Source organism: Ancylobacter sp., from assembly GCF_965279025.1.
Classification (GTDB): Bacteria; Pseudomonadota; Alphaproteobacteria; order Rhizobiales; family Xanthobacteraceae; genus Ancylobacter.
Window position 1 is genome coordinate 690,396 of the sequence record NZ_OZ257132.1, and the last position, 22,349, is coordinate 712,744.

Here is a 22,349-nt window from a genome sequence, read left to right on the forward strand (position 1 = left end):
TCAGCCCTCGAGCGGCATGATTTTCAGGGACTCGATCCCGCGATCATCGACGATCTTCACCGCGATGCGCCGGTTGTCACCGGCCGCAAAGGGTAGCGAGACGGTTCCGTGGAACTGCTCCAGCAGGTCCTCGTCCAGTTCCGCCCGCACCGTGGCTTTCAGCCGGTTCCAGCCACCCTTGTCATCTGCCATGGGAAAGAACACCTGATGCGGCATAAGGGACCGACGATCGTAATCGGTGTCGAGCGACCACATTGCGATCTGCTTCTTGCCGCCCGACATCAGATCTCCCGCCCGAGGATCGAAATAGTCGAAGCCGTTGACCTCGACCTCCCACATCCCATCCTTGCGCCTGCGCAGCTCCACATCGGGCTGCCCCATCAGCCAGAAGGACTGGTTTGACGATCGGGCCTTCTTCAGGTCCTCCGTCAGAAGGTCTGTGTTCATCTGGGCTTTCAGCAGGGTCACGCCGGGCCAGTTGACCTCGTCAATGTCCTTGGCGGCTTCGGGATCAAAGGTGAAGGCGCAGAACAGGATGAACTTGGGCGCCGGGCGCAGGGTTTCAGCCTCCGACAGCGCCAGTTCGACCTGCCGCTGCTCGAGGGCGGCATGTTCGGGGCCGAAGCTGACGACGACGCGCTCGCCCGTGTCGGCGAGTGAGCCGCTGGCGTGAAGATGGCGCAGGCCGGGCAAGGTCTCGAATTCGGCAAAGCGCAGGATTGCCCCGCCCTTGGCACGGACACCGGTCTTCAACAGTTCGTCGCGCCAGAGCGACTGACGCGAGGTCTCCCCTGTGCGGGCTATGCTGTCATCGGCCTCGGCGGGCGGCAAGCTGTCATCCAGCGACAGGACGGTCGGCGCCGGCACCGCCTCGACCGAGAAGGGGCCGGTGATGCGCAGCTTGGACTTGTCGATGCGGGGCTTGTCGTAGAGCGTTTCCTGCTCGGCATGATCGGCGATGGACTGGTCCATGCGACGCTGCATCGTCTGCCGCGCGTTGTGGAAGGTGTCAAATGGCGCACGGGCGGCGGTGGGCCAGCCCTCGGGCCAGCCGAAAGGTACCTCCCATTCGTGCAGCGCTTCGCCCTTGGCGAAGTCCACGAGCTTTCCCTTCCGCACGCCTTGGGCAGACTTGAGCGGCTTTGGCGGATTTACGGCCAGCGCGGCGTTCAGGTCTGTCAGCGCCGCCGCGATCCTCTGGTGCTCATCGTCGTAGATCGTGTCCACATCGGGATTGTTGGCGATGCTTTTCAGCGTGATGTGCGGCACGGTCTCGTAGTCGAAACCGCCCTTTAGGCCCTCGTGGGGATAGCGCAGGGCGTAATAGTCAAAACTGGCGGTCATCAGCCGCTGCTTGGCCAACGTGATCGCGACGCGCGAAGTGTCGCAGGTGATCCAGCGGCGCCCCCATTTTTCGGCGACGAAGGCGGTGGTGCCGGAGCCGCAGGTAGGATCGAGCACCAGATCGCTGGGATCGGTGGTCATCAGGAGGCAGCGTTCGATAACTTTTTCTGAAGTTTCAACTACATATCGTTTATCAGAAGTGAAACCTGCCACCCCCGTGTCACCCCAATAGTTGCTGATTGGGAAAACGGGGAAATCTTCATGAAATCGGACGTAGTAAATGAGCGCTGACGATGCTTCGATACGAGATGACCGTGAAAGTCGACGAAATCCTTCTAAATGCGTTTTCCAGTATCCCTTGCTTGGTATGTGGTCCTTCCCACGAAATGGAACAGGAAAAAATCCCGGAGGTTTCTGGCTGGTGAAGTCGCTGATTCGATAAACTTTAGATCCTTCCGGAATTTCGACGGATCCAAATTTCTCTTGCTTCGTAAGTCTTCGAGCATCTCCGTTGAGAAGCCGCAGCTTTGAATAGGCGCCACCTCCAGCCCCCCCGACCACCTTTTCAGAGTAAAGCATCCGAAATTTAATATTGGCTTTAGCTTTAGCATACCAGACAATGTAATCAGCGACGTTAGATACTAGTTCGCTTGTCTGGCCGGAGGTTTTTGCGAAGGCGATGTTCGAGACGAAGTGCTCAGCTCCGAATATCTCATCCATCATTTCCCGCACATGGTGCAGGTTCTCATCCGAAATCTGCACGAACACCGACCCGCTATCGGTTAGCAGCTCCCTCGCCAGCATCAACCGGTCACGCAGATAGGTGAGGTAGGAGTGGATGCCGAGGTCCCAGGTGTCCCGGAAGGCCTTGATCATCTCGGGTTCCTGGGTGAGGTCGTCGTCCGAGCGGTCCTTTACGTCGCGCTTGTTCGTGAAGGGCTGGAAGTTCGACCCGTATTTGATGCCATAGGGTGGGTCGATGTAGATCATCTGCACCTTGCCGCCCATGCTTTCCTTGGTCAGCAGCGAGTTCATGACCAGCAGGCTGTCGCCCGCAACCAACCGGTTCGACCAGCCCTTTTCGTGGTGGTAGAAATCCAGCGCCTGGCGCAGCGGCAGGTTTTCGAACGGGGCCGCGAACAGGTCTGGCTGCTGCCACTGTGCCGCCGCATCCTTCCCCCTCAGCCGCTTTGCCGCGTTAGCCAGGATCGTCGCTGGGTCTACCCGTTCATGGACATGGAGCGAGACGGTGTCGACCTCAAACGACGTCCGCTCCGCCTTGCCCGTCCAGTTGAGATAGGGCGCCTGCAGCCGCTTGAGCTCCACCAACGCATCCTTCATCATCTCCGGATTATCGCTCGCCAGCGCGTCATCGATCAGCTTTTCCAGCCCTGCGCGGGCGCTGTCGAAGTTGAGCACCGGGTCCAGATGCGGGTCATAGGCCCAGCGAGTGCGTGCGCCATCGGGGTCCGTCCCGGCGTGGACCATCCCCACCTCTGGGTTGTTCACCCGGGTCTCGCCGTGGCGGTAGGAAAGAACCTGCGCCGGCTCACCCGACCGGCGTGGCGCGGACTTTACCTTGCGCACCGTTCGCTGCTGCCGGTCTACTTCTTCGGGGGCGGTCAGCGTGAAATCGCCGTCCTCCTCGTCGCCGTCCTCCTCTTCGTCGGCCTCGTCTGCGCCGATCCGATAGATCGCCCCCCCGCGCGCCCTGCCTCGGCCCAGGACGCCCTCGTTCACCAGCGCATCGCGTGCCGCCACGTAGGCCTCGTCCGCCAGCCCCGGCACATGCTCGCGAAGAAGGGCAAGCATGGCCCCATTGCCGATGGTCGAGCCGTCCTCGGGCGTCAGGGACAGGATCAGATCGGCAAGGCTGTCGGACATGGGTGGCGTTCCACTTTTGGCAGAAAGAGGTTGTTTTCTGCGACCCTATCGCGCGTGCATTGCGTTGGCACGCCCGAAACTGAATTCTGGCTGGTGATCCGCGAGCAGGATTACCACAGGAAGCGTTTGCGTCTGCCCCCGCATGCCGCCTCCAAATTCAACGCTGTGAGGGCATCCATCCAGCACCTGCCCGCTTCTCCAGTCATCAGCGGAGCACCTCACTCCTGCCCATGAGACCATCAATGGACGTTTCGAGATGGTAGTCCCTCCAAAACCGAAGGCATCCTCAACCAGCCTGAGAGGAATGACAGACCTGCAAGCCACCACAGCAAGCCGTTTGGTAAACAGCGGGATCAGAAAATGGCCGCGCATTTACAGACACATATGCCCCACCGCGAAGTCGCGCGCGTCCCCCGTGACCCCCTGCCGAATGCTCAGCGGGGCAAGCCCGTCCATGAATGCGGCAGGGGTGGTGTAGAGGGCGCATCTCGCAGCGTCGACTGAGAACCCAGCGACCTCTTGGTTTCGCCGTCTCAGCTCTCGCCTGCCTCGTCGGGTTTCGGCCCTGCATCGCCCGCGTCGCGTCCAGATGACCCTGCCCATGTGGACGTGTCCGCTTTGGTGCTCAGAGGCGTCCATTGGGGTGGGTATTGACATTCTGGACGCGCGCGACTCTCATGCCTTGACCTTTTGGACACTCAGGGCGACGACATGAGCACGACCACTCACCCCGCTGGCCAGCTCGTTGGCTATGGCCGAACCTCCACCGCAGAACAGGAGGCTGGTCTGGACGCCCAGCGGCGCGACCTTGAAGCAGCTGGCTGCGGCAGGGTGTTCGTTGAGCAAGCCTCCTCGGTCGGCGTGCGCCCTGTGCTGGCACAGGCCCTCGACTACGTTCGGGAGGGCGACACCCTTGTCGTCACCAAGATCGACCGACTGGCACGCTCCACGGTCAACCTGTGGGAGCTGGTGAAGGAGCTAGACGCAAAGAAGGTTGCTCTCAGGGTGCTCAACCTCGGGGGCGAACCCGTGGACACACGCAGCTCCACCGGCAAGCTCATCCTCAACATCTTCTCCGGGTTCGCCCAGTTCGAGCGGGAGATGATGCTGGAACGCCAGCGGGAGGGGATCGCCAAGGCCAAAGCTGAAGGCCGCTACACGGGCCGCAAGCCCACCGCCCGCCTCAAGGCGGACGAGGCGCGGCGTCTGTATGCCGAGGGCAAGACACCCACCGAGATCGCCAAGGCGCTGGGGATCGGCCGTGGCAGCGTCTACAGGGCGATCCAGACCCTGGATGCCGGTTAGATCTCTGAAAGTACTAGATATTTCCTGGACGCATCTGAGAGGGAACTGCCGGTCTGCATTTCTTGGACGTATCTGCCCAGGCAAATTCGCCAAGGCGTCATGTCAGCAACCAATGGCAGGTAAAAAATGGATAATGTGACCACTCTCTCCCCGGCACGGTCTGCGCGCGCCGAACTCACGGCGGCGGGCTTTACGGCCGATCAGTTCGACGTTGTCATGGACAATGGTGTTGCCAAGATTGCCCTCACCTCGGAAGGTCTTGTGGATTTCTGGAAGCGTTGCGGCACATCTCAGGCAAGAAAGGCGCTTCGGTTCTATGATCGGGCGCTGAAGGATATGGAACGTGGCGGACATTCGTCGGCATATGCGAAGGCCGCAGCGATCAATTACGCCCTCAGAGCGACTGGCATGACTCCAGAAAGGTGGGGCCGCTGAGTGATCAAGGTATCTCCCGGCCGTTGTACAGCAGCGACCGCTGACGCGATAAGTACAATCCATATCGCGGGAGGACTTGAAGCCCTTTCGGCAGGCGAACTTTTACGGAAGCAGTTCTCGCACCGCCCCTTTATCGTCGACCCTTGGCTTCGCCGGGGCGAGACAGCCCTCATCTGGGCCGCGTCTGGTGTCGGGAAGACGATGCTCAGTCTCAGCCTCGCGATGGCCATGGCGACCGGCGGAAGCGTTGGTCCCTGGAAGTCTGGGCGGGCTTGCCGTGTCCTCTACATCGACGGTGAGATGCACGAGGAGGACGTGAAGGATCGCCTTGTCACCCTCCGAGACACCGGTGCTGTGACCTTGGGTGACGCGGCGCTTCTCGCGGACAACCTCGTCTTCGTCAACAGGCAAGGCCAGCAAGCCGACACGGTCTTCTTCGATCTGACGTCGGAAGAGGGTCGTGCGGCGATCCTGCGGGCGGCGGACAAGCTCGAAGCCGACGTCGTCATCCTCGACAACTTCACGACGCTCAGTGAGGGGCTGGAGGACGAGAATGCAGCCACGTCGTTCAAGAAAATCCAGAGCTTCCTGCTATCGACCAAGCAGAGGAACCTCACGACGATCCTGATCCATCACGCCCGTAAGGACGGCAACGCCCTCAGAGGCAGCGCCTCGATCGAGGTCACCTTCGAGAGTGTACTGGAACTCAGGAAGCCCAAGCTGCCCCGCATGGACGCCGCCAGCTTCGTCCCTGTGTTCGGCAAGTTCCGCCAGAAGCGGTCAGAGGCGCTTCTGCCTCGGCAGTGGTCGCTGACGGAAACAGGGTGGCAGATCGACGACGAGATCGTCCAGGAGGGCGACAGTGCGGTCGTCATCTGTGTGCGGTCGAGGAAGTTTGTCAGTCAGCAGGACATCGCGCAGCACCTTGGGCTGTCGAAGGGCACGGTCAGCAAGCAGCTGGCTGCTGCAAAGCTCGCCAAGCAGATCACCGACAAGGAAATCAGCGGGTGCTTTGATGACGCTCGGCAACTGCGGGATCACCCGGGGGATGCCGAAGACGGCACCGAGGAGATGGACGGCCAGAACGATGAGGCCGACTACTGACCCCCCATAAGGACACTTCCGGGAGAGCGTAGCTCCCTGCAGTAGGGGAATGGAGATCGGTCGGTCGAGTTTCCCTGTTTCCTCTCTTAGGGGAAACGAAACCAGAAACCGGGGTGTGGACGACCGTGTGGCTCGATGAGAGCTGTGCGCGTCGATCCACGCCCCTGTTTTTTCGCAAACGCTGGCAAATCAGTCGCAGCCCGACGATGAAGGGCAAGCCCACGTGGCACCCCGACAGCGGGATGACTGCAGCCATCAGTCTCATGCGCGATGCTGTACTAGAATTCTGTACTAGAACCAGCCGCACCAACCCACATAAGTCATTGAAAAACAACAAGTTATAGGCGGTGGCTGGGGCGGGAGGATTCGAACCTCCGCATGGGGGAATCAAAATCCCCTGCCTTACCGCTTGGCGACGCCCCAACGGGTCGCGGCCCGTTCGGGCGCGTTCCGTGGGCGCGGACATAGCCACAGCTTGCCGCCGCTTTCAACCTTGTCGCACGCCCGTGGCCCACGGCTTATCCACTGATCCGCCGACAAGTGGACAAGGCCCCCTTGCAGGCCTGCGCATCCGCATGCTAGTTGCTCGCGCCGCGGCGGAGTGTAGCGCAGCCTGGTAGCGCACCTCGTTCGGGACGAGGGGGTCGCAGGTTCAAATCCTGCCACTCCGACCACGCGATCCTGAGACATTTCAATGTCTTAGGATATGGGCACACCAGGGCCCAAGATACCCGGCCCATGAAATGGCCCATGAAAAGGCAATTCCATGGGCGGCGAGACCCGCATACAGCTTCGTTGCCCACAATGCGGCGCCAGCGGAACTGCCACGGTCGCAGCACCGAGCTCCTCAGCTTTCACACAAGTGCGCGTGCCGCTGGGATTCGAGCGGGTGGACAGGCCGACTGCCGATTGGGATTTCGATATTTGGTGCGAGGACTGCCCAGCGTCCGCGATCGAGCCGCCGGCTAGTCATCTCCGTCTTGTTCGTTGACGGATCATTCCGCTGCGTCTGGCTTCACCAAGCGCAAGCCCACCGGCGGAAGGTCCGGCGGCGGCCGCGATCCTCTCTGCAAATCAGGAAGATAGATCCCGCACCTGGCCGCGTACTTCTGCGGCTTGCGATGCTCGCAGCCCGGCCGAGGTAGCGGACAGCTCCACGCCACGTTGTTGAGCAGATCCTGGATCGAGATATCGGCGCCGTACTTTTCCGCGAGGCGGGCAAGCCGCATCCGCCCTCGCCTGCGGCAATAGGCGCAGGAGAACCGCACCACGACATAGGGATAGTCGACAAGGCAGCCGACCATTGGTCACTTGCCCTGCACGGCGTCCAGCCTGGCGAACGGCAGCCGGCGGACATACCCGGCCGACACTTTCTTCTGCATGGCGGCTTGCATATAGACTTGGCCGACCAGCAGCGCCCGCACGGTCGCGCGCAGATCGCCCTCACAGGCGGCGACGGCCCGATCCACCTCGGCATCGCTGACGGCGAACTCAACGGCCGGAAGGGTCTTCGCGGCGATCTCCATGGCATCCTCCATCACTCGACCGCGGCATTGATTCCACGAGAACGAACAGAGAACAAGCGGGTTCGATCTTCCTATTGATTAAGGGGAGCGCATTAACGCTGTTCCACCCGCAAAGCTGCGTATCCTAGCTAAGGCTGATAGCGCACCGCCCTTGCAACTAGGCCCACATTGCGCCCCAATTCCGGGCATTCAGACAGTCGCGAGCTACGCCTGAAAGGGGATGCTATGAGCCGCTTGCTCGGAGGCACCGGAACGCGATCAGGCATCTTCGACGGTTTCCTCTCTGTCGATAGCTTGACCGGCGATTCGGCGCTCATACCTGGAGATGATCGAGGTGATCTCAGGATCAGAAAGGCGCTCTTCCGCCGCCTTTAGACGCTCAATTGCCTCGTCGAAGATCGCGTATTTCCCGGTTAGCCGGTAGTACTCAATGCCAACCTCCGCGTACTCGGTGAGAATGTTCCTATTGTAAGGAAACCTATCGGCGCCGACGATTGCGAGGTCTTGCGCTTGCTCCAGGATGACAATCCGATCTTCATCCATAATGCCACGTGTATGCACAGCTCTGGCTGTGAGCAAGCGCACCTTGTACCTGTGCACTGGGCCTTCGGCGCCAAAATCTTTATTGAAAATACGGATCTCTGTCTCCGCCTTTTCGAAAGCCTTCTCGTCGATCAGATTACGAATGAGGCGATGCCGAGGAACCCGCTCACCTGGCGCGTTGGATATCATCTTACGCAGTAGCCGGTTCTGGATCTGTTTGTCTTTAATCCGGACGAGGCCGCCCTGCAGGCTGCACAACTCGCGCAAGGTCCTGATCTCGATGGTGTAAGCTGGCGAGATGCCGTCAATGATCCTTTCGAAAAGATCGATAGTCAGCTCCATATCGCTGAACTTGTATTTCGTTATGATAGCCGAAATCACGGGATGGCGGCAGCGCCAACCGTAGATGCCATATCGCTCGTCAACCGTGTATTCGTCGACAATTTCATCAAGGCGCCCCAGCGCCGTCCTGACTTGATCAGATGGGAGTCCGAGGAGCCTAATCACTAACTGCCGGTGTACGCGAACGCCAGCCGTTTCCATTGCGGCGACATGCTTATAAATATTCTGATCTTCTCCACTCAAAGTCGCATATTCACGCAGAATTATGTCGTCGAACGCCTCGGACGCGAAAATATTCTTGAGGCAAACGAACATGTCTGCTTCACACCGGTCAACCAGACGCCGGCGCCGTTCACCGCGGCTAAAGCCGCTGAAAGTCTGCTCGACCAGAGTTCGCACATCTACGTTGCGATCGATAAGATTGAGAAGGCGGTCAATCTCTTCCCCAGAGAGGCGCGATAGCAAAAACTCCTTGCCAAAGCGAGACAGGTTGGGAGTTTTGATCCGGGGATACCAATGGTTCTTTGTGGAAGCTATAACAAGCTTCAGATGGGCATTATCGTCTGCGACCAACCGGTCAACTAAATCGTTAACTTCGAAAAGATGCATGTGTGCGTCATCTATGAATAACGCACCGACTAATCCCTCTGCCTTGAGATGGCTGGCGACTCGGACCCAGCTATCAACACTGAGTGGAGAGTCGGGTAGATGCTCCCAGCATCGAATGCTGGCGCGTCTCATTTTCTGAATGGCCTGTCGGGCGGCGGTGGATTTTCCGACGCCCGCTGCACCAAGAACGATTGCACACAGAGTGCTTGACCCATCAAAGAACTGGGAAATATTGTTCGCCTGACTGCGCTCAAAGGTGAGGCCGGCGTCAATGTCACAATAGGTTGCCGGCCACCCGGCGAACATCGAAGCCACTGACGCGTTGTTGGCGTCAGTACTGTTCGCCACCTCAAGCGTAGCTGTCACAAGAGCCGCGTGCTTACTAAAGTAGTCGGATGTTACGACTTCTCTAGGAGCTTGGATAGATAACTTTTTCTTGGCGAGCGCCAGGAAGAGCTCATCGATGCCACCAAAGGTGACCCTTAGGCCTCTTCTTTCGAATAGCGTTGCCCGGTTATCGTCCGGGGTATACAGTAGAAGTCGCATTGAAGCCGGGGAAAGCGCTTGTAAGTTTAGCTTCAACGCCCGTTTGACGATGGAATCAAGGTCGGGATCGGCTAGGGAATGGCCCACGATAAGGAGGTCAGCCCCAGCGAGATCGCCCTTCATGCGATCAAATAGCTGCTCTCGAAACTCCTCGCTTACGTCGAAATCGGCTTCAGTTAGGATGATGCGCGACCGGTGGCCGTCGCATTCATCCTTTTCGATGGTCCCGTGGAGCTTGAAGAGCTCACAATCGAACGTCTCATCTGGAATACCGAAGTCGAAATTTGAAGAAAAAGGTCGACATGTTTTCCGGTGCGCGGTGTACGCATCTTCAACCAGATGGTCGTAGTTGGTCGTGAAAATGCTCTTCCATTCGTAAAGCGGTAGATGCTGCAAGCCGCCGCCTGGCTTCAGGTCTTTGAATAGCTTACGCAACTCGGCGATCAGCCGATGCCTGTTAGTCTTAGCTTCGGCAAGGGAGGCAATCTCGCTCAGCCGGTAGCCTTCCGCTGGAAGCTGAAACTCTGTCGAAAAATGAGACACCAGTTTGTCGGCGCTAGGCGCTCCCGACGGGATAGAGGAGCCCGAGCCCAGCAGCAGAACGGTTCGCCTCGGCACAAGTTCACTGACAAGCTGTTCGATTGTTGTCGTCATATGTACCTCCGGCTGCAATTTGGAGGCTTTGCACTAGGTTACGCAAGGCCGGGGCGTAACAATCGTCCAAATATCCAGCGGTATCCCGAATTGCGTCGACGGCGGCCGGCTGCCCCCCAAAAAGCCGGATAGTCCGCTCCCGTTCCATACCGGACGTCGAAGCACTCACGGCCGGGCCTGGTTCTGCCGCTTAACTCCAGCGACTAAGCGATTGCAGCACAATTCTGCTTGCACCAAGGGGATATCATGTCCTACATTTTGGACATGTGCGGATGGGGATGGCCCCGCCGATACCGGGTAGGAGACCCGCCATGAAGACCATCAGCAGCCAGCGTTTCCTCGATGACGCGATCGTCGAATTCAAGCGTGGCGCCACGACCTATATTGTCAAGGTTTCCCCTGCGTTCGAGATTGACGGCGAGACCTTCCGCGTTGTCCTCGACGGGCATCACACCCTTGAGGCGGCCAAGCTGGATGGAGTTGAGCCGGGATATGAGGAGCAGACCGCTTCGCAGAACGATTTCGTTGGCTTGCTGAACGCCGGCAATATCGACGATTTCCTCGCAATGGCGCACTTTGGTGCCGATTATTTCGACGTCGAAACCGGCATTGATGTGTGGTGAGGACGAATGGACAGCCTGCTCCAGGAATGCGGCGAGGCTCTGTACGGGCCTCGCTGGCAAACCGATCTTGCAAATGCTCTCGGCGTGTCGGATCGGACCATGCGCCGTTGGGCGGCGGAACCCGGGTCCGTGCCGCAGGGCATCTATACGGATTTGCACAGGATGGCGCTGGAGCGTGCAATGGCGCTCGACGCGCTCGCGGAGCGCCTGAAGGAAGTCGGCTGATTGGCCCGGGTCGCTCAAATCGTCGGCGCCACCATCGACCTGTGGGGCGATAAATGGGACGTGCGCGAGCGCCGGGCAACGGCCCATGGGTTTTCCGTCGCGATAGGCTGGCCGCACGGCCTGCCCCGCGGGAAGGCCGGAACGGGAGGCCCGCGCGTGATTGTCACACCAGACCTCGCGGCGCATCTGCAAGCCGTCAGTGATCGGCCGGGCGCGCACGGCCTGCCGATCGGCAACACGGCGGTAAAACGCTTGCGGCGGCTCCTCGGCCTCGACTGGCGGGATGATCGGGCAGCATGGTGGGCCGCGCGCGCCGATGATCTGGCAGACCTCACCGTCGAGGAATTTGGCCGGCGCCATGGGGCTTCCGCTGGCGCCATCATCAATGCTCGCCACGCCCTGTTCGGGCCCACGTCGCGCCCGGCCGGCTGGTGGCGGGCGCCTGACGTCCAGGAGCTTATCCTCGCAGATCGCCCGCGTGCCCTGATCGCGGAAAATCTCGGCCTATCGGTCGGGGCTATTGGCCGGCTGCGGTATGTGCTGCGTGCTCGCGTTACCGATCAGAACTCAGAGACCAGCGCCGCCGGCTCCGGCCACTTGCCCTCGTAGGCGTCCAGCCGCACGCGCTGGATCGCCGCATCGATCTCCCGGCGCCTTTGCTCCCACTCCTCCAGCGTGCCTATCCCATGCCATCCGGGGCCGCAAAGCATCAACCGCCCGGTCTGCGCGTGCCAGGCCGAGCGGCGGGGCTGGGGACCGTTCGTCATGCCCCGCCCCTGTTTCGCGGGTGTCGGCGCCGAGGCGGCGGGGCGGGCGGGTCGAGCTTACGCGCGATCTCGGCCAGCAATTCAGTCATACGCTCGCTGTCGTTAGTCCGCTCATAGGCGAGGTGCTCGCGCATCGCGCCCACCACCTCGCGCAGGGCGACAGCTACGTCCCGAAATGTGTCGGTGTCGACCATGGTGGCGCCCATGATCGCGTATTCGGTGGGAGGCCGCGGCTTGGCTTTCGCCGCCGCGCTGCCATCCCTGCCGCCACGCCACGCCGCCAGAAGGGAAATCAGAAGAGTGCCGACGAGCACAGCGTCAGCGACGGTGATACCGAACATCGAATGCCGCCCTGTAGATATTGACTGAATCTGCGAGGGCGAGCAGCGCATAGACGCCGACACCGGTGGAGATCGCGCCGGAGGCGGTCGACCCGAGATATTGTAGCCATGCGATCTGGCCCCAGATCACACAGCCCGCCATGGCCCCGCTCATCCGGAACAGCGGCGAGCGCGGCCACCGGCCATTGATGATGAGCGCCACGATGCGGGCGCCGCCTACAAGGCCGAAGATGGCCGCCAGACGGGTCTCCGAGAGCCCGGACCGGACGAACTCGGAGAAGGACGGCGAGAGGGTGAGCGTGTCGCCCGGCTGCGCCAGCACGAGGCACCACACCAGCATCGCCGAGGCCGAAAACCACTCCATCGAGCGATCGGCGTGCGCGTTGAGGAAGCGAACCAGCATCAGCGCCCCCCGAACTTGCGCACGACAAGAGCGCCGGCGTCGCCGAGGATGATCGCGGGGATGAGGATCAGCGCCATATCGTTTATGGCGGTCGGAACCGCCTGCACGACGAAGGTCGTCCCGAGATTGGGGTTTATGATGCTCACGGCATAGATGAGCGCCCAATGGATGCCCCACGGCGTCACGATCAGCCAGCGGCCGATGCGCGTAGCGGACCAGCGGTCACCCGCCTCCGCCAGCGCGATATCACGCGCGCCCTTCTGCGCCTCCACCTCGGCGCGGATGACCTCTTTCGTCACCTCTGTCTGCAGCCGCTCCTTTTCGGTTTGGGCATCCGCCCGCTTGTCGAGGGTGTCCATCACCCGGCCGACCGTCCCGCTGGTGGCAAAGGACAGCAGCCAGGTGGCGAATTTCCAGAGCAGCCCCATGGCTCACGCCCCCGTGTCGCGGCCGAGGCGAACCGCCCGCACCGTCTGGTCGACGGCGTTGCGCGAGCGCAGCCACAGCACGAGCGAGATGCCGATCACCGCGGCGAAAAACAGCCACGGGCCGGCGGCGAGGAGATCCTCCTTGATCGGCGAGAGGGCCGAGAGCGCATCGCCGGAGGACTGCCACGCGCCGTAGATCGCCATGGCAATGGTGCCAAGCACCGCCTGCACCTTAGCCCACCAGCCGCCCTTGAGCGCCGCCTGCGCGGCCGGCGGCAGTCGGCCGGCCTCGGTAAGGCTTTCCACCGTCGCCTCCTGGCGCTCGGCGGCGATCTTCCGGCGCGGCACGCCATGGGCGAGGATGTAGAAGCGCGTCTCGGCATCCATGTCGCCGCTCGCCGGCAACCCATTGTCCGCCTGGAAGGCGAACAGCGCCGCCCGAGTGCGCGTGCCCATCTTCCCGTCGACAAAGCCGACCTCGGTATAGAGCGCGTCGTGCAGCTGCTGCTGCAGCGCGCGGATCTCGTATTCGGTCATGGTGGCCGGCACCGGGGCGGGTGCGGCGGCCTTCGGCGGCGGAGGGGGCACCCACCCGTCCCATCCCTGCTTCCGAGGGGCGGCCGAGGCCGGCGGAGTCGCAGCAGAAGCCAGCGCCGCCTTCAGCGCCGCCCGCGCATCCACCCGCCGGCCGCTCTTCCAGTCCGGCGTCATCTTGGCCGTGAGGCGGGTGTATTCGGTGATCTTGCCGTCATTCGACCATTTACCGTCGAAGAACAGATCACGCTCTTTCTCGCGACGGGGGATGATCTCCGCCGGCTTGCGCCAATCCATGAAGGCCTTGCGCGCGCCGGAGGTGTCGCCGGCAAGCCACTTCTTCACCCAGCCGGCGCGGGCGATGGCGCCGGTGTTGTAGTGGAACGACAGCGCGGCGGCGAACTGCGCCTGCGTCAGAGCCCGGCCACCGAATGCCTTGCGCACCGCCGGCGCGTACTTGTTTTCGAGCAGCCAGGCGAAGATGGCGAGGCAGTGCTCCAGCGATTGCGGCTTGCCGACATAGCGATCGACGTCATGGCCGCTGACGCTCGTCACGCCGATCGACCACGTCGGGATGCCCTTGCTGTCCTTATAGGTCTGGCGCACCAGCCCCTCATGCGACGCGACTTCGAGCGCCACATCGTCATCGACGCGGTTCATGTCTCTCTCCGATGTCGGGATGCGAAAAAGCCGCCCGGAGGCGGCTGGGGAATGCGACGGCGCAGGCGAGGCAGATGTGTTCCCCAGCGCCACATATCCGGGCTATAGGAACCCGTCCGGCCGTCTCCGCCCGGGTCTGGGTCGGGCTGCCGGGCGCGGTTGCGGGACGCGCCCGGCATTATCTATCCGGACCAATAGCCGCCCGGAGGCGGCGGGGGTCAGGTGGACCAGTACGCAGCGGCCGAATTCTCGACTGCCTGCCGATCGGGCGTCGACAGAGCCGCGCCGTCCCAGGTCACCCGCTCCGGCACGGCCCCGTTGACGACGGCGCCCGGCGTACCTGCCGTGACATCGCCGTAGGTCGTCGTACCCGCCCCGGTGAAGGTCTGGGCGTTGGTAGCCGTGCCGCTGGCTACCTTGTCCAGCCAGATCGCCGCGTTGGTCCCGTCGTAGGACACGGAGACCAGCGTCGCATTCAGGGCGGCCAGCGCCGCTCCGGTTGACTGCAGGATGGTGGTGGTAAGGTACTTCAGCAGTTGGATCCTGCCGGTGGCGGCGATCTCCACGTGGTAGGCCCCAGTGCTACCTGAGGCGATGACGCCCGAGTTGCTCACCGCCAGCAGCCTTACCACCGAAATGACAGACCTGGCGTTATTGGGGGGCACGGCGGTCAGCGCGCCCAATCGGAAGCAGCGACTACCTCCGAACAGAGGCGCCGCGCGGCCTTCCACGGTATTGAGCACTCCGGCCTGCACGAGGATAGGCCACTCTGCCACGCCGCCAGAGACGTACCCCGCGTCCTGGTTGTACCCCCCGCCAGACTGGTCGTAGGCGCGCTTCAGCAGCACGTCCCCGCCCAGTGCCCAGCGCAGCAGCCACTCCACATCGAGGTCGCCCGCCGAGTTGAAACCGATCGGCGCCTCCAGACCGTCCGCCATCCGCCGCCCGAAGTACGCCGGCCCGGTGTAGGCCGACCGAAGCCGGCGGGAGGAGAGGGCCTGCACGGGCGCGGCGGAGAGACCGTCGAGAGCCCGGCCGGAGGGCGTGGCCTGCGTCGAGATGGTGACCGCCGAGGACGCTCCTGCCCCCTTGCAGTTGATCGCCGTCACCCGCACCCGATACGGGGTTGAGGGGGTGAGCCCTGTCCACTTGTACGTCGTGCAGGGATCATAGGTATGAAGCGTCGCCCAGGTCGAGCCGCCATCCGAGGATATCTCCACCAGGTGGTCGGAGGGCGAGTTGGTAGCCGCGTCCCACGTCGCGGTGATGGCAGTGTCCGCCGCTGAGAGAGCAAGATTGCCGACCTGCGACGGCACGGTGGTCGGCGCCGGGATCATGATCGAGCGCGCCTCGCTCGCCATCAGCGGCACGCCTATCCCGCTTGTCGGGTGCCCTCCGCTCACGCTCCACAGGGCGACGTTGTCCGAGGTGCGGACCTTCTCGAAGTCCGTAGGCGAGCGGGAGCGTCCCCAGGGGATGACGCCGGCCAACGTCCCGTCCGCAGCTTTGGTGTCGAACCAATTGTTCAGTTCGTAGCGAATTCCGCCCGGCAATTGCAGCGCCGTGGGCGTCTGGTTGGCATCGGTAGCCCAGTTGTCGGTCGAGGTCGCGACGGGCCACAGCTTGGTGCGCCAGATGCGCTCGACGCCCTCCGCGACGTAGGCGCCCCACAAATCCATCAGGCGACCTTGCAGCCCGACGAGGGTCGCCCCTCCGGTGTCGTTGGTGCCGTACTCGTCGTGCATGTCGGTGCAGTATTTGTAGTACGGCCGACGCGCATCGGTAGAGGGACTGTAGGCGATCACGCCCGTGCCGTAGATGCCGAAATTAATGAACCCGTAGAGACCCGAGAGGTCCCCCTTAAAGTCGATCATCGCGCGCTCGAAGACGTCCGCGAATAGGCGCAGCGGGTAGGTTCCAGCAGCGGTCTCCATGTCGCTGTCGCGAGTGAAGCTATCCCCTGTGTTCCCGAAATGCCGCGTCCCAGCGGTGAGCGGGCGACCAAGAACGATGGCGCCGAACGTCTTGCCGCTGATCAGCGTCTTGCCGGTGGCGTCTAGAGCACCCGTGCCGTCCGCCGTCAGGGTCGGGAATGTCGCGGGGTTGCAGACGTATGCGGCCATGCCGACGTAGGAGGGGCGCCGAGGGACGTTGGCCGGGTAGGTGTTCCCGGAGGGAGCATCGAAGACGATGCGCTCCCAGAACAACGTACCCGCGTCGAACTTCGTCAAAGCGAAGGCGCTCGGGCGGATCGGGTCGGACTGCACGTCAGACGTACCGAACGCGATGCTCTTGGAGCGATTTACCCCGCTGTCAAAGGTCACCGGCACGGACATCGACCCGTCGCCGGCCTCGATGGCGGCGGAGACGACAGTGAAGGCGCCGGACCCGCCGACCCCAGCCCAGACGTTGAAGTAGCTACAGACAAGCTCCGAGGCCCCACCGACGCCAATATAGATCGGACGGCGGGCAATGAAGCGGGTATTTGACCCGCTCGCCGACTGCATGCCGGTCGGGTGCCAGTTCGGAGCGGTCACCACGCGCAGCGGAAGCGGCTCAGCCCCACCCCCCGCCCGCCGGCGCCAGAGGCCGACACCGACGCCGACGCCAATCCTGCTCATCCCGCTCACCACATCGCGACGATGCCGCCGGCGGTCGTGCCGGCGGCATGGATGCGGCTCACGCGTAGGCTCATCTGGCCGATCGCCGCGGGATAGGTCAGGGTCTCGCCGCCCTGCATGGTCACCCGGAGGTCGCCCTGGGTGCCGACCCAGATCGAGCGGGTGACATAAGCGAGATCCTGAGCGTCGTTCGGCGTCACGGCCGCCGCATGCTCCGGCGAGCCGATGGTGCTGGCGGTGTAGGAGGACATAGCGTCAAGCGCGGGCATCGTGATCTCCTTTAGGAAGAGTGAGCGGCCAACGGCCGAGATCAGCCGGTCAGAACGAATAGGGGCCGGACCAGCCGGACGCTTCTTTGCGATAGAGGGTGAGCGCGAAGCCCGTCTCCACCCGCAACCAGAACGACCCCGTCGGCGGCGGCGGCGCCAGCGCGTCGCGCTCGGCGAGCGTGCCGCTGCCGGCGGGCGCGATGGCGCACAGCGACAGGTCGCGGATCACCTTGACGAGGGCATTGCTGGCAAACAGCGCATCGGCGGCGAGAGCGCTCTCGCGCGTCATGACATAGGCGACGCCGGCGACGCTCGGCCCGCGCCAGCCAAAGGCCAGCTTGCCGGCGCCGTCGGCGGTGATCTCGCGGATCGGCGCGCTGTAGCTGACGCCGCCCGACACCACCCAGAGCGTGCCGCCGGCGACGCCATTGACCAGCCATCCGGTGCTGGCGCCGGTGAAATCCACTGAGCCATTGACGAGCGTGATCGTGCCTTCCTCATAGAGGGAGGGTGAAACGGGCATGGCGATAAGTCCTGGTTAGAAGTCGGCCACGTTGGCCACACCGGCATAGGAGGCGATGCCGGAAAATGAGACGGACCCGTCCTTTTGGACCCGATACTGCGTCTCGCTGGCGGACAGCAGAGTCAGCCACTCCTGCGGCGCGCCCGTCGAGGAATTCTTGATCGCGATGGTGCTGACCCAGCCCAACCCCACCCAGGAACTGTTGGATAGGTTCGCCTTGAACATGGTGAAGGGCGTTCCCGCCGAGGCCTGCGCATTGGCGGGGTAGCTGTAGAGGCCCGGCGCGAAGGTGTTGGGATAGATGGTCGAGTAATCCCGGAACTGCAGGGGCATTCGATCGGAGCGAAAGATCCAGTCGTTCTCCCCAGCCTCATCAAAACCGATGTTTTTCTTGGTGACCCCGATGCCGAAGTCATCGGACATGAGGAGACGTCGCTTCCTGACACTGCCAACCCCGCCCGCATAGGTCGGATCGGTGGCAATGATGCCATAGCGATAGGTAACCGCCGTGACGGTGGTAAAGGCCAGCCGAATGGCGATCGTGGTCGCGTTGACCCACTCCGCATAGACCGGGCTGACCGTGCCTGTATTCGAGCGCCAGGCGACGATGGGCGGAAAATCCGGGTAGGCCTTCGAGAGGGTGATTACAAGTCGTTGCTCATTGGCAACCGCTTGCACGCCCCGGGTTGCCGTCCCCGTCTCATGGAATTGAAAGAAGTTCTTCTGCGTCGAGAGCACCAGATCATCGTCGGTACAGGTCAGGACTTCCGTCCCCCGGCGGCTGATGAACAGGCCCGCCCCCCGGCTCGGATGGTCCCCGAAGAGCATGGAGTTCGACAGATTATCCTCAACGGGATCGAAGCTCTCCGGGTTTACAGAGAAGACCCAGTAATAATAGGTGAACTGATTAAGCGCCCCCGGCACGCTTCCCGGATTGGCCATGTAAGGCGCCACCCGCAAAGCGTCCGTATCGATCATGGCCGCGCACTGATACCACCAGCCGAGGCTGTTATGCTTTGCCAAGACGATGGCGGTATGCGTCGCCCCGCTGATACCGGGAATGCTAATGACCTTGTGCTGATAAGTTCCATTCCCCCCGATGAGCAGCCAGTTGCGGGTTATGATCGACCCCGACAGGCTGCTCCCCGCAGCTATGCCGCCGGCGAACCAGCGCAGCGCGCTGCGCCAGGAGCTGTCGAAGGCCACGAAACGCGGGTCGAGATCAGGATCCTCGACGTTGTGTCCGGGGCGGGATGACCTCACGCGAGGAGCGCCATCGAGGTTCCCCATCAGATATCGGCGGATCATGCGCGGCTAGCCCCGTCGAGGCTTGCGCGCCCGCAACACCCGCCCATCACTCGGCCTCGATCCAGATATAGTCGTTCGTGAAGTCCCATCCGGACGTGCCGGTAGAGCCGCGCAGCGTGCCGCTGATGGTGATGTCGTCGGCCTCCAGCCTCTTGATCCACGCCGCCGCCATGTAAACCGTGCTGGTGTCGGTATCGGCGACGAACAGAGGCTCGCGCGCCTCGGTGAACGGATTGATGATGGTGAACTGACCGGCATAGTTGGAGATGCGCGAGAACGGCTCACCGCTGGCAAAGCCCGCCTCCCACTGCGTCCCCACCTCGGTCCATGCGTCGCCAGTGCTTGCCCGCATGAAGATGACGAGCCGGGTAGAGACGTCGCCACCCTCAACCGCCTGCGCTTCCACCTTCCACAAGCCGCCGGCCGAAAGGTTGCCGACCGTCGCCACCACCTCGGTGTAGGATTCCGCGATCGCCGTCACCTGGTCGCCCAGCGTGGTCACCGACGCCGACAAAGCGGTGACCGCCGAGGCCGCCGCGTTCGCTTCCCGAACGGCCACCGAGGTGGCCTTGGTCTGCGCGCCGAAACCCACGGCGACATCCCGCACCAGCGCGTCATGGCGCGAGCGCATGGCGTCGATATCGCCCCGAAGCCGCAGCAGCGCGGCATAGGCATCGCCGGCGATATTACCAAGGTCGATTTCCACATTGTCCGCCGACAGCGGCGGCGCGATCACCGGGATCTGCACATACAGCCCCGGCCGGCCGGCCGCGTTCGCCCCCGCCACCCGCAAGAGCAGATCCTGCGGGAAAATCGTCACGTCGAAGCCCGCCTCGCGCACCTCCGGCAGAGGCGACCAGCTGGCGCCGTCATCATAGGAGACGGCCGAGATGTAGGACGCCGCCCCCGAAGCCGGATTCCACGTCGCCTCAAGCCGGCGCGGTATCTCGTTGGCGACGATGCGGGCGGAGAGACCGGTGACCGGCGCCGGCACCGTCGGGGTCGAGAGCACCGGCCCGGTCGGCAGCGGCGGCACCTCGGTCGAGTCCTCGTCATAGATGGCCGGGTCGTCGAGCCAGGTCTCCAGCGCCACCTGCTCGCCGCGCGGCACGCCACCAATCACCAGGCAACGGGCCTGCCAGTCGGTGCCAAGGCCGACCGCGTAACTCGCTCCTGCCGCGCCCGTCGCCCGCGCCAGCGCTGTGTCAAGCGGCCCTTGCGCCGCCTCCACCACGGCGAGGTCAGGCCCGTCCAGCACGGCGACCATGTCGCTGTCGCCCCGGGCGCATTTCACCGGGCCCCATTGGCGGCCGGTGCGGGTGCGCACCTTGATGTAATGCTGGCCCGTTCCCCAGGCCGGCGCCGGCGACAGCACCAGGCTGTTGCCGCTGCGCCGCGCCACCTCTCCGGCGCTCCCCCAGCGCTGCGGCAGCGAGGATTGCACCGCGATCGAGGAGCCGATCGCCAGCAGCCGGCCGTCATGCTCGGTCGAAAACCGCACCTTCACCCGGCGCCCGTTGAGGGTGCGCCAGAAATGATCGCAGATCAGCTGCGCATTGGTGCGCTTGACGATGCCGGCCACGCGGCGGCGGTCGGGCCGCAAGGGTGTCGCGCCGCGCGGCGCCGTCACCGTGGCCACCTTCCACGTCGTCTCGTCGATATATTCCAGCACCACGCCATCCGGCCCGGTGGCGGGCATCAGGTCATATTTGAGGGAAAGGCTGTCGCGGACGATCTCATTGTCGGTCAGCAGCATCTCCGGCATCGGCGACCAATCCTCGCGCGTCAGCGAGAGCAGGTCGCCGAGCCAGCGCGTGCGGGCGCGGGCCGGGGCGAGGATGGTGTCGAGCACGTCGAGGCAGGCCTGCCCGTCGCGGAATTCATAGTCAAAGGTCTCATCGCGAGCATCGTTGAGGGCGGCGAGGTCGACAAAGCCTTGCAGATCGACCTTGGACAGGGGCCGCTCGCCGCCATAGGTGGCGTTCGTCGCCATATCGAGCGCCGCCCAGGCCGGCCGCCGCGTCGGCTGGTCGACCCACGCCGTGCCGGTCCACACGGGGAGAACGCGGGTCGAGATCACCGAGAGCTGCGACAGGGCCTCATTGCTCAGCTGGTTGGTGGCCTTGGCCCGCAGCGTGATGGTGGCGGCTGGAAAGCTCTGCGGCCCGGTGATGACCGCCCGCAGGCCGTACCAGTTGATCTGATCCTGTATCTTCGGGTCGTTGAGTTTCACCGTGGTGCGCCGCGCCCGCACCGCATAGCGCCCGGCCGGCACCTCGATCAGGCGGCTGAAGCGGATCGGCGACGGATTAGCCAACAGCAGCGCCTGCGTCGGCGGCGAGAAGGCGGGCACCCAGTCACCCGTGGCCGCGCCGGCGGCGTCGACCGGCTGGTACTCAGCCGTATAGCCCAGCGCCCGGATCGTCATCTTGCCCTCGTCATTGAGGGCATAGAGGCCTTGAGGCATGAGGAAATCGAGCGCCAGCTGCGTCGCCGTCGTGCCGGCCGAGTTGACGATGAAACCGCCCGTCCACGTCCCGAATTGTAGTTCTTGCCCAGACACTTCGGAGGAGGTCTGCACGTTAAGAGGGAAATCGGTAATGGTCGCGCCGGGGTCGTGGAAGGCGATCGAAACGCCGGTGAAGCTGGGGCTCACCCCGTCGGCGGCCGACCACAGCACCGTGTCGTCGATCAGCAGCTGCTCGACCTGGTGCTTTCCCTCGCCGAGCGACAGCACGACATGCCGATACTCCGACTGGCCCTCGAAGGAATTCCAGGGCGCGGTCGCATAATCGAGCGTGCGCTTGGTCCGCCCATAGGCCGAAGGCACCGTCTGCAACGGGCGGGCGGAGTTGATGCCGCGGCCCCAGCCATAAATCGGGTCCTGCGTGCCATCCGTCTGCCCGCCGGGCGAACTGCGCATGAGCGTCTGCACCGCTGCGCCGGCGCCCACAGCGACGGCGACGCCGGCGACCGCCGCCGTGACCGCATAGGCCGTCGTGCCCGCTGCAAACAGCGAGCCGGCAATCGCCGTACCGATCCCCGGCGCCAGCGCCGAAATGGCCACCATGCCCAGCAGGGCGATCAGGTTCTTCGTGCCGCCGGCGCCGCCCCGCGGGCGGGAGAGGAACACGATCTGGTCGCCCTTGCGGATGCGCTGGCGCCAGTCCGCCCGCATCACCGGGCCGGTCTCGCCGCCGCGTATCCGCACGCAGATCGTCGCCCACTCATTGATCGGCCAGCCGGCGCGCTTGATGAAACGGCCAATGCTCTCGCGCGGCTTGGGCACCAGGCGCGCGACTTCGCCGCCCGGCAGCATCACATGCAGCACCGGGTTCATCGTCGTGGCGGTCAT

At 63.3% G+C, this 22,349-nt stretch carries 20 protein-coding genes and 2 tRNA genes; 7 read left to right on the forward strand and 15 right to left on the reverse strand.

What is annotated here, in order from left to right; genetic code table 11:
- Complete coding sequence (locus ACQY76_RS03135; protein WP_428031462.1) at nt 1–3,228, reverse strand: site-specific DNA-methyltransferase; 3,228 nt, start codon at nt 3,226–3,228, stop codon at nt 1–3.
- 711 nt (nt 3,229–3,939) lie between these two features.
- Between ACQY76_RS03135 and ACQY76_RS03140 the strand changes: the two genes are divergently transcribed.
- The 3 genes from ACQY76_RS03140 to ACQY76_RS03150 all read left to right on the forward strand — a co-directional run bounded on the left by ACQY76_RS03140 (nt 3,940) and on the right by ACQY76_RS03150 (nt 6,072).
- A complete protein-coding gene (locus tag ACQY76_RS03140; protein WP_428031463.1) occupies nt 3,940–4,533 on the forward strand; it encodes a recombinase family protein in 594 nt (197 codons plus the stop codon).
- Nucleotides 4,534–4,659: 126 nt separating this feature from the next.
- Nucleotides 4,660–4,968, forward strand: coding sequence for a hypothetical protein (locus ACQY76_RS03145; protein WP_428031464.1), 309 nt, complete (start codon nt 4,660–4,662; stop codon nt 4,966–4,968).
- Complete coding sequence (locus ACQY76_RS03150; RefSeq protein WP_428031465.1) at nt 4,969–6,072, forward strand: AAA family ATPase; 1,104 nt, start codon at nt 4,969–4,971, stop codon at nt 6,070–6,072.
- A 348-nt stretch (nt 6,073–6,420) separates the two neighbouring features.
- Here ACQY76_RS03150 and ACQY76_RS03155 read toward each other — a convergent pair.
- A tRNA-Gln gene (locus tag ACQY76_RS03155) sits at nt 6,421–6,495 on the reverse strand.
- A gap of 174 nt (nt 6,496–6,669) precedes the next feature.
- On the opposite strand from ACQY76_RS03155, the gene ACQY76_RS03160 reads away from it, so the two are divergent.
- Nucleotides 6,670–6,746: transfer RNA gene (locus ACQY76_RS03160), tRNA-Pro, on the forward strand.
- 321 nt (nt 6,747–7,067) lie between these two features.
- Here ACQY76_RS03160 and ACQY76_RS03165 read toward each other — a convergent pair.
- From ACQY76_RS03165 to ACQY76_RS03175, 3 genes are all read right to left on the reverse strand, one after another.
- Nucleotides 7,068–7,376: a hypothetical protein gene (locus tag ACQY76_RS03165; protein ID WP_428031466.1), complete on the reverse strand. Its 309-nt coding sequence runs from the start codon at nt 7,374–7,376 to the stop codon at nt 7,068–7,070.
- A 3-nt stretch (nt 7,377–7,379) separates the two neighbouring features.
- Nucleotides 7,380–7,598 carry a hypothetical protein gene (locus ACQY76_RS03170; protein ID WP_428031467.1) on the reverse strand — a complete coding sequence of 73 codons (219 nt, stop codon included), beginning with the start codon at nt 7,596–7,598 and terminating at the stop codon, nt 7,380–7,382.
- A gap of 258 nt (nt 7,599–7,856) precedes the next feature.
- Entirely contained in the window at nt 7,857–10,292 is a 2,436-nt protein-coding gene (locus ACQY76_RS03175) for an SIR2 family NAD-dependent protein deacylase (protein WP_428031468.1), read from the reverse strand.
- 311 nt (nt 10,293–10,603) lie between these two features.
- On the opposite strand from ACQY76_RS03175, the gene ACQY76_RS03180 reads away from it, so the two are divergent.
- The 3 genes from ACQY76_RS03180 to ACQY76_RS03190 are packed head-to-tail and all read left to right on the forward strand — an operon-like array spanning nt 10,604 to nt 11,749.
- Nucleotides 10,604–10,915 (forward strand): hypothetical protein, encoded by a 312-nt coding sequence (locus ACQY76_RS03180; protein ID WP_428031469.1) that lies wholly within the window; start codon nt 10,604–10,606, stop codon nt 10,913–10,915.
- A gap of 6 nt (nt 10,916–10,921) precedes the next feature.
- Nucleotides 10,922–11,140 (forward strand): hypothetical protein, encoded by a 219-nt coding sequence (locus tag ACQY76_RS03185; protein ID WP_428031470.1) that lies wholly within the window; start codon nt 10,922–10,924, stop codon nt 11,138–11,140.
- Nucleotides 11,141–11,749, forward strand: coding sequence for a hypothetical protein (locus ACQY76_RS03190; protein WP_428031471.1), 609 nt, complete (start codon nt 11,141–11,143; stop codon nt 11,747–11,749). It begins immediately after the preceding gene.
- Here the strand turns inward: ACQY76_RS03190 and ACQY76_RS03195 are convergent.
- From ACQY76_RS03195 to ACQY76_RS03240, 10 genes are all read right to left on the reverse strand, one after another.
- Nucleotides 11,701–11,907: a hypothetical protein gene (locus ACQY76_RS03195; protein WP_428031472.1), complete on the reverse strand. Its 207-nt coding sequence runs from the start codon at nt 11,905–11,907 to the stop codon at nt 11,701–11,703. The genes ACQY76_RS03190 and ACQY76_RS03195 overlap by 49 nt on opposite strands.
- Nucleotides 11,904–12,248 carry a hypothetical protein gene (locus ACQY76_RS03200; protein WP_428031473.1) on the reverse strand — a complete coding sequence of 115 codons (345 nt, stop codon included), beginning with the start codon at nt 12,246–12,248 and terminating at the stop codon, nt 11,904–11,906. Before ACQY76_RS03200 ends, ACQY76_RS03195 begins: the two co-directional genes overlap by 4 nt.
- Complete coding sequence (locus ACQY76_RS03205; RefSeq protein ID WP_428031474.1) at nt 12,226–12,651, reverse strand: hypothetical protein; 426 nt, start codon at nt 12,649–12,651, stop codon at nt 12,226–12,228. The genes ACQY76_RS03200 and ACQY76_RS03205 overlap by 23 nt, the downstream gene beginning before the upstream one ends.
- Nucleotides 12,651–13,079, reverse strand: a complete 429-nt coding sequence (locus tag ACQY76_RS03210) for a hypothetical protein (RefSeq protein ID WP_428031475.1) — start codon at nt 13,077–13,079, stop codon at nt 12,651–12,653. The genes ACQY76_RS03205 and ACQY76_RS03210 overlap by 1 nt, the downstream gene beginning before the upstream one ends.
- Before the next feature lie 3 nt (nt 13,080–13,082).
- Nucleotides 13,083–14,273, reverse strand: coding sequence for a glycoside hydrolase family protein (locus tag ACQY76_RS03215; protein ID WP_428031476.1), 1,191 nt, complete (start codon nt 14,271–14,273; stop codon nt 13,083–13,085).
- A 218-nt stretch (nt 14,274–14,491) separates the two neighbouring features.
- Nucleotides 14,492–16,894, reverse strand: a complete 2,403-nt coding sequence (locus ACQY76_RS03220) for a fibronectin type III domain-containing protein (RefSeq protein WP_428031477.1) — start codon at nt 16,892–16,894, stop codon at nt 14,492–14,494.
- Nucleotides 16,895–16,899: 5 nt separating this feature from the next.
- Entirely contained in the window at nt 16,900–17,163 is a 264-nt protein-coding gene (locus ACQY76_RS03225) for a spike base protein, RCAP_Rcc01079 family (RefSeq protein ID WP_428031478.1), read from the reverse strand.
- 49 nt (nt 17,164–17,212) lie between these two features.
- Nucleotides 17,213–17,686, reverse strand: coding sequence for a hypothetical protein (locus ACQY76_RS03230; RefSeq protein WP_428031479.1), 474 nt, complete (start codon nt 17,684–17,686; stop codon nt 17,213–17,215).
- A gap of 15 nt (nt 17,687–17,701) precedes the next feature.
- Complete coding sequence (locus tag ACQY76_RS03235; RefSeq protein WP_428031480.1) at nt 17,702–18,994, reverse strand: hypothetical protein; 1,293 nt, start codon at nt 18,992–18,994, stop codon at nt 17,702–17,704.
- A 46-nt stretch (nt 18,995–19,040) separates the two neighbouring features.
- On the reverse strand, nt 19,041–22,349 hold the full coding sequence (locus ACQY76_RS03240) for a host specificity factor TipJ family phage tail protein (RefSeq protein ID WP_428031481.1): 3,309 nt from the start codon (nt 22,347–22,349) through the stop codon (nt 19,041–19,043).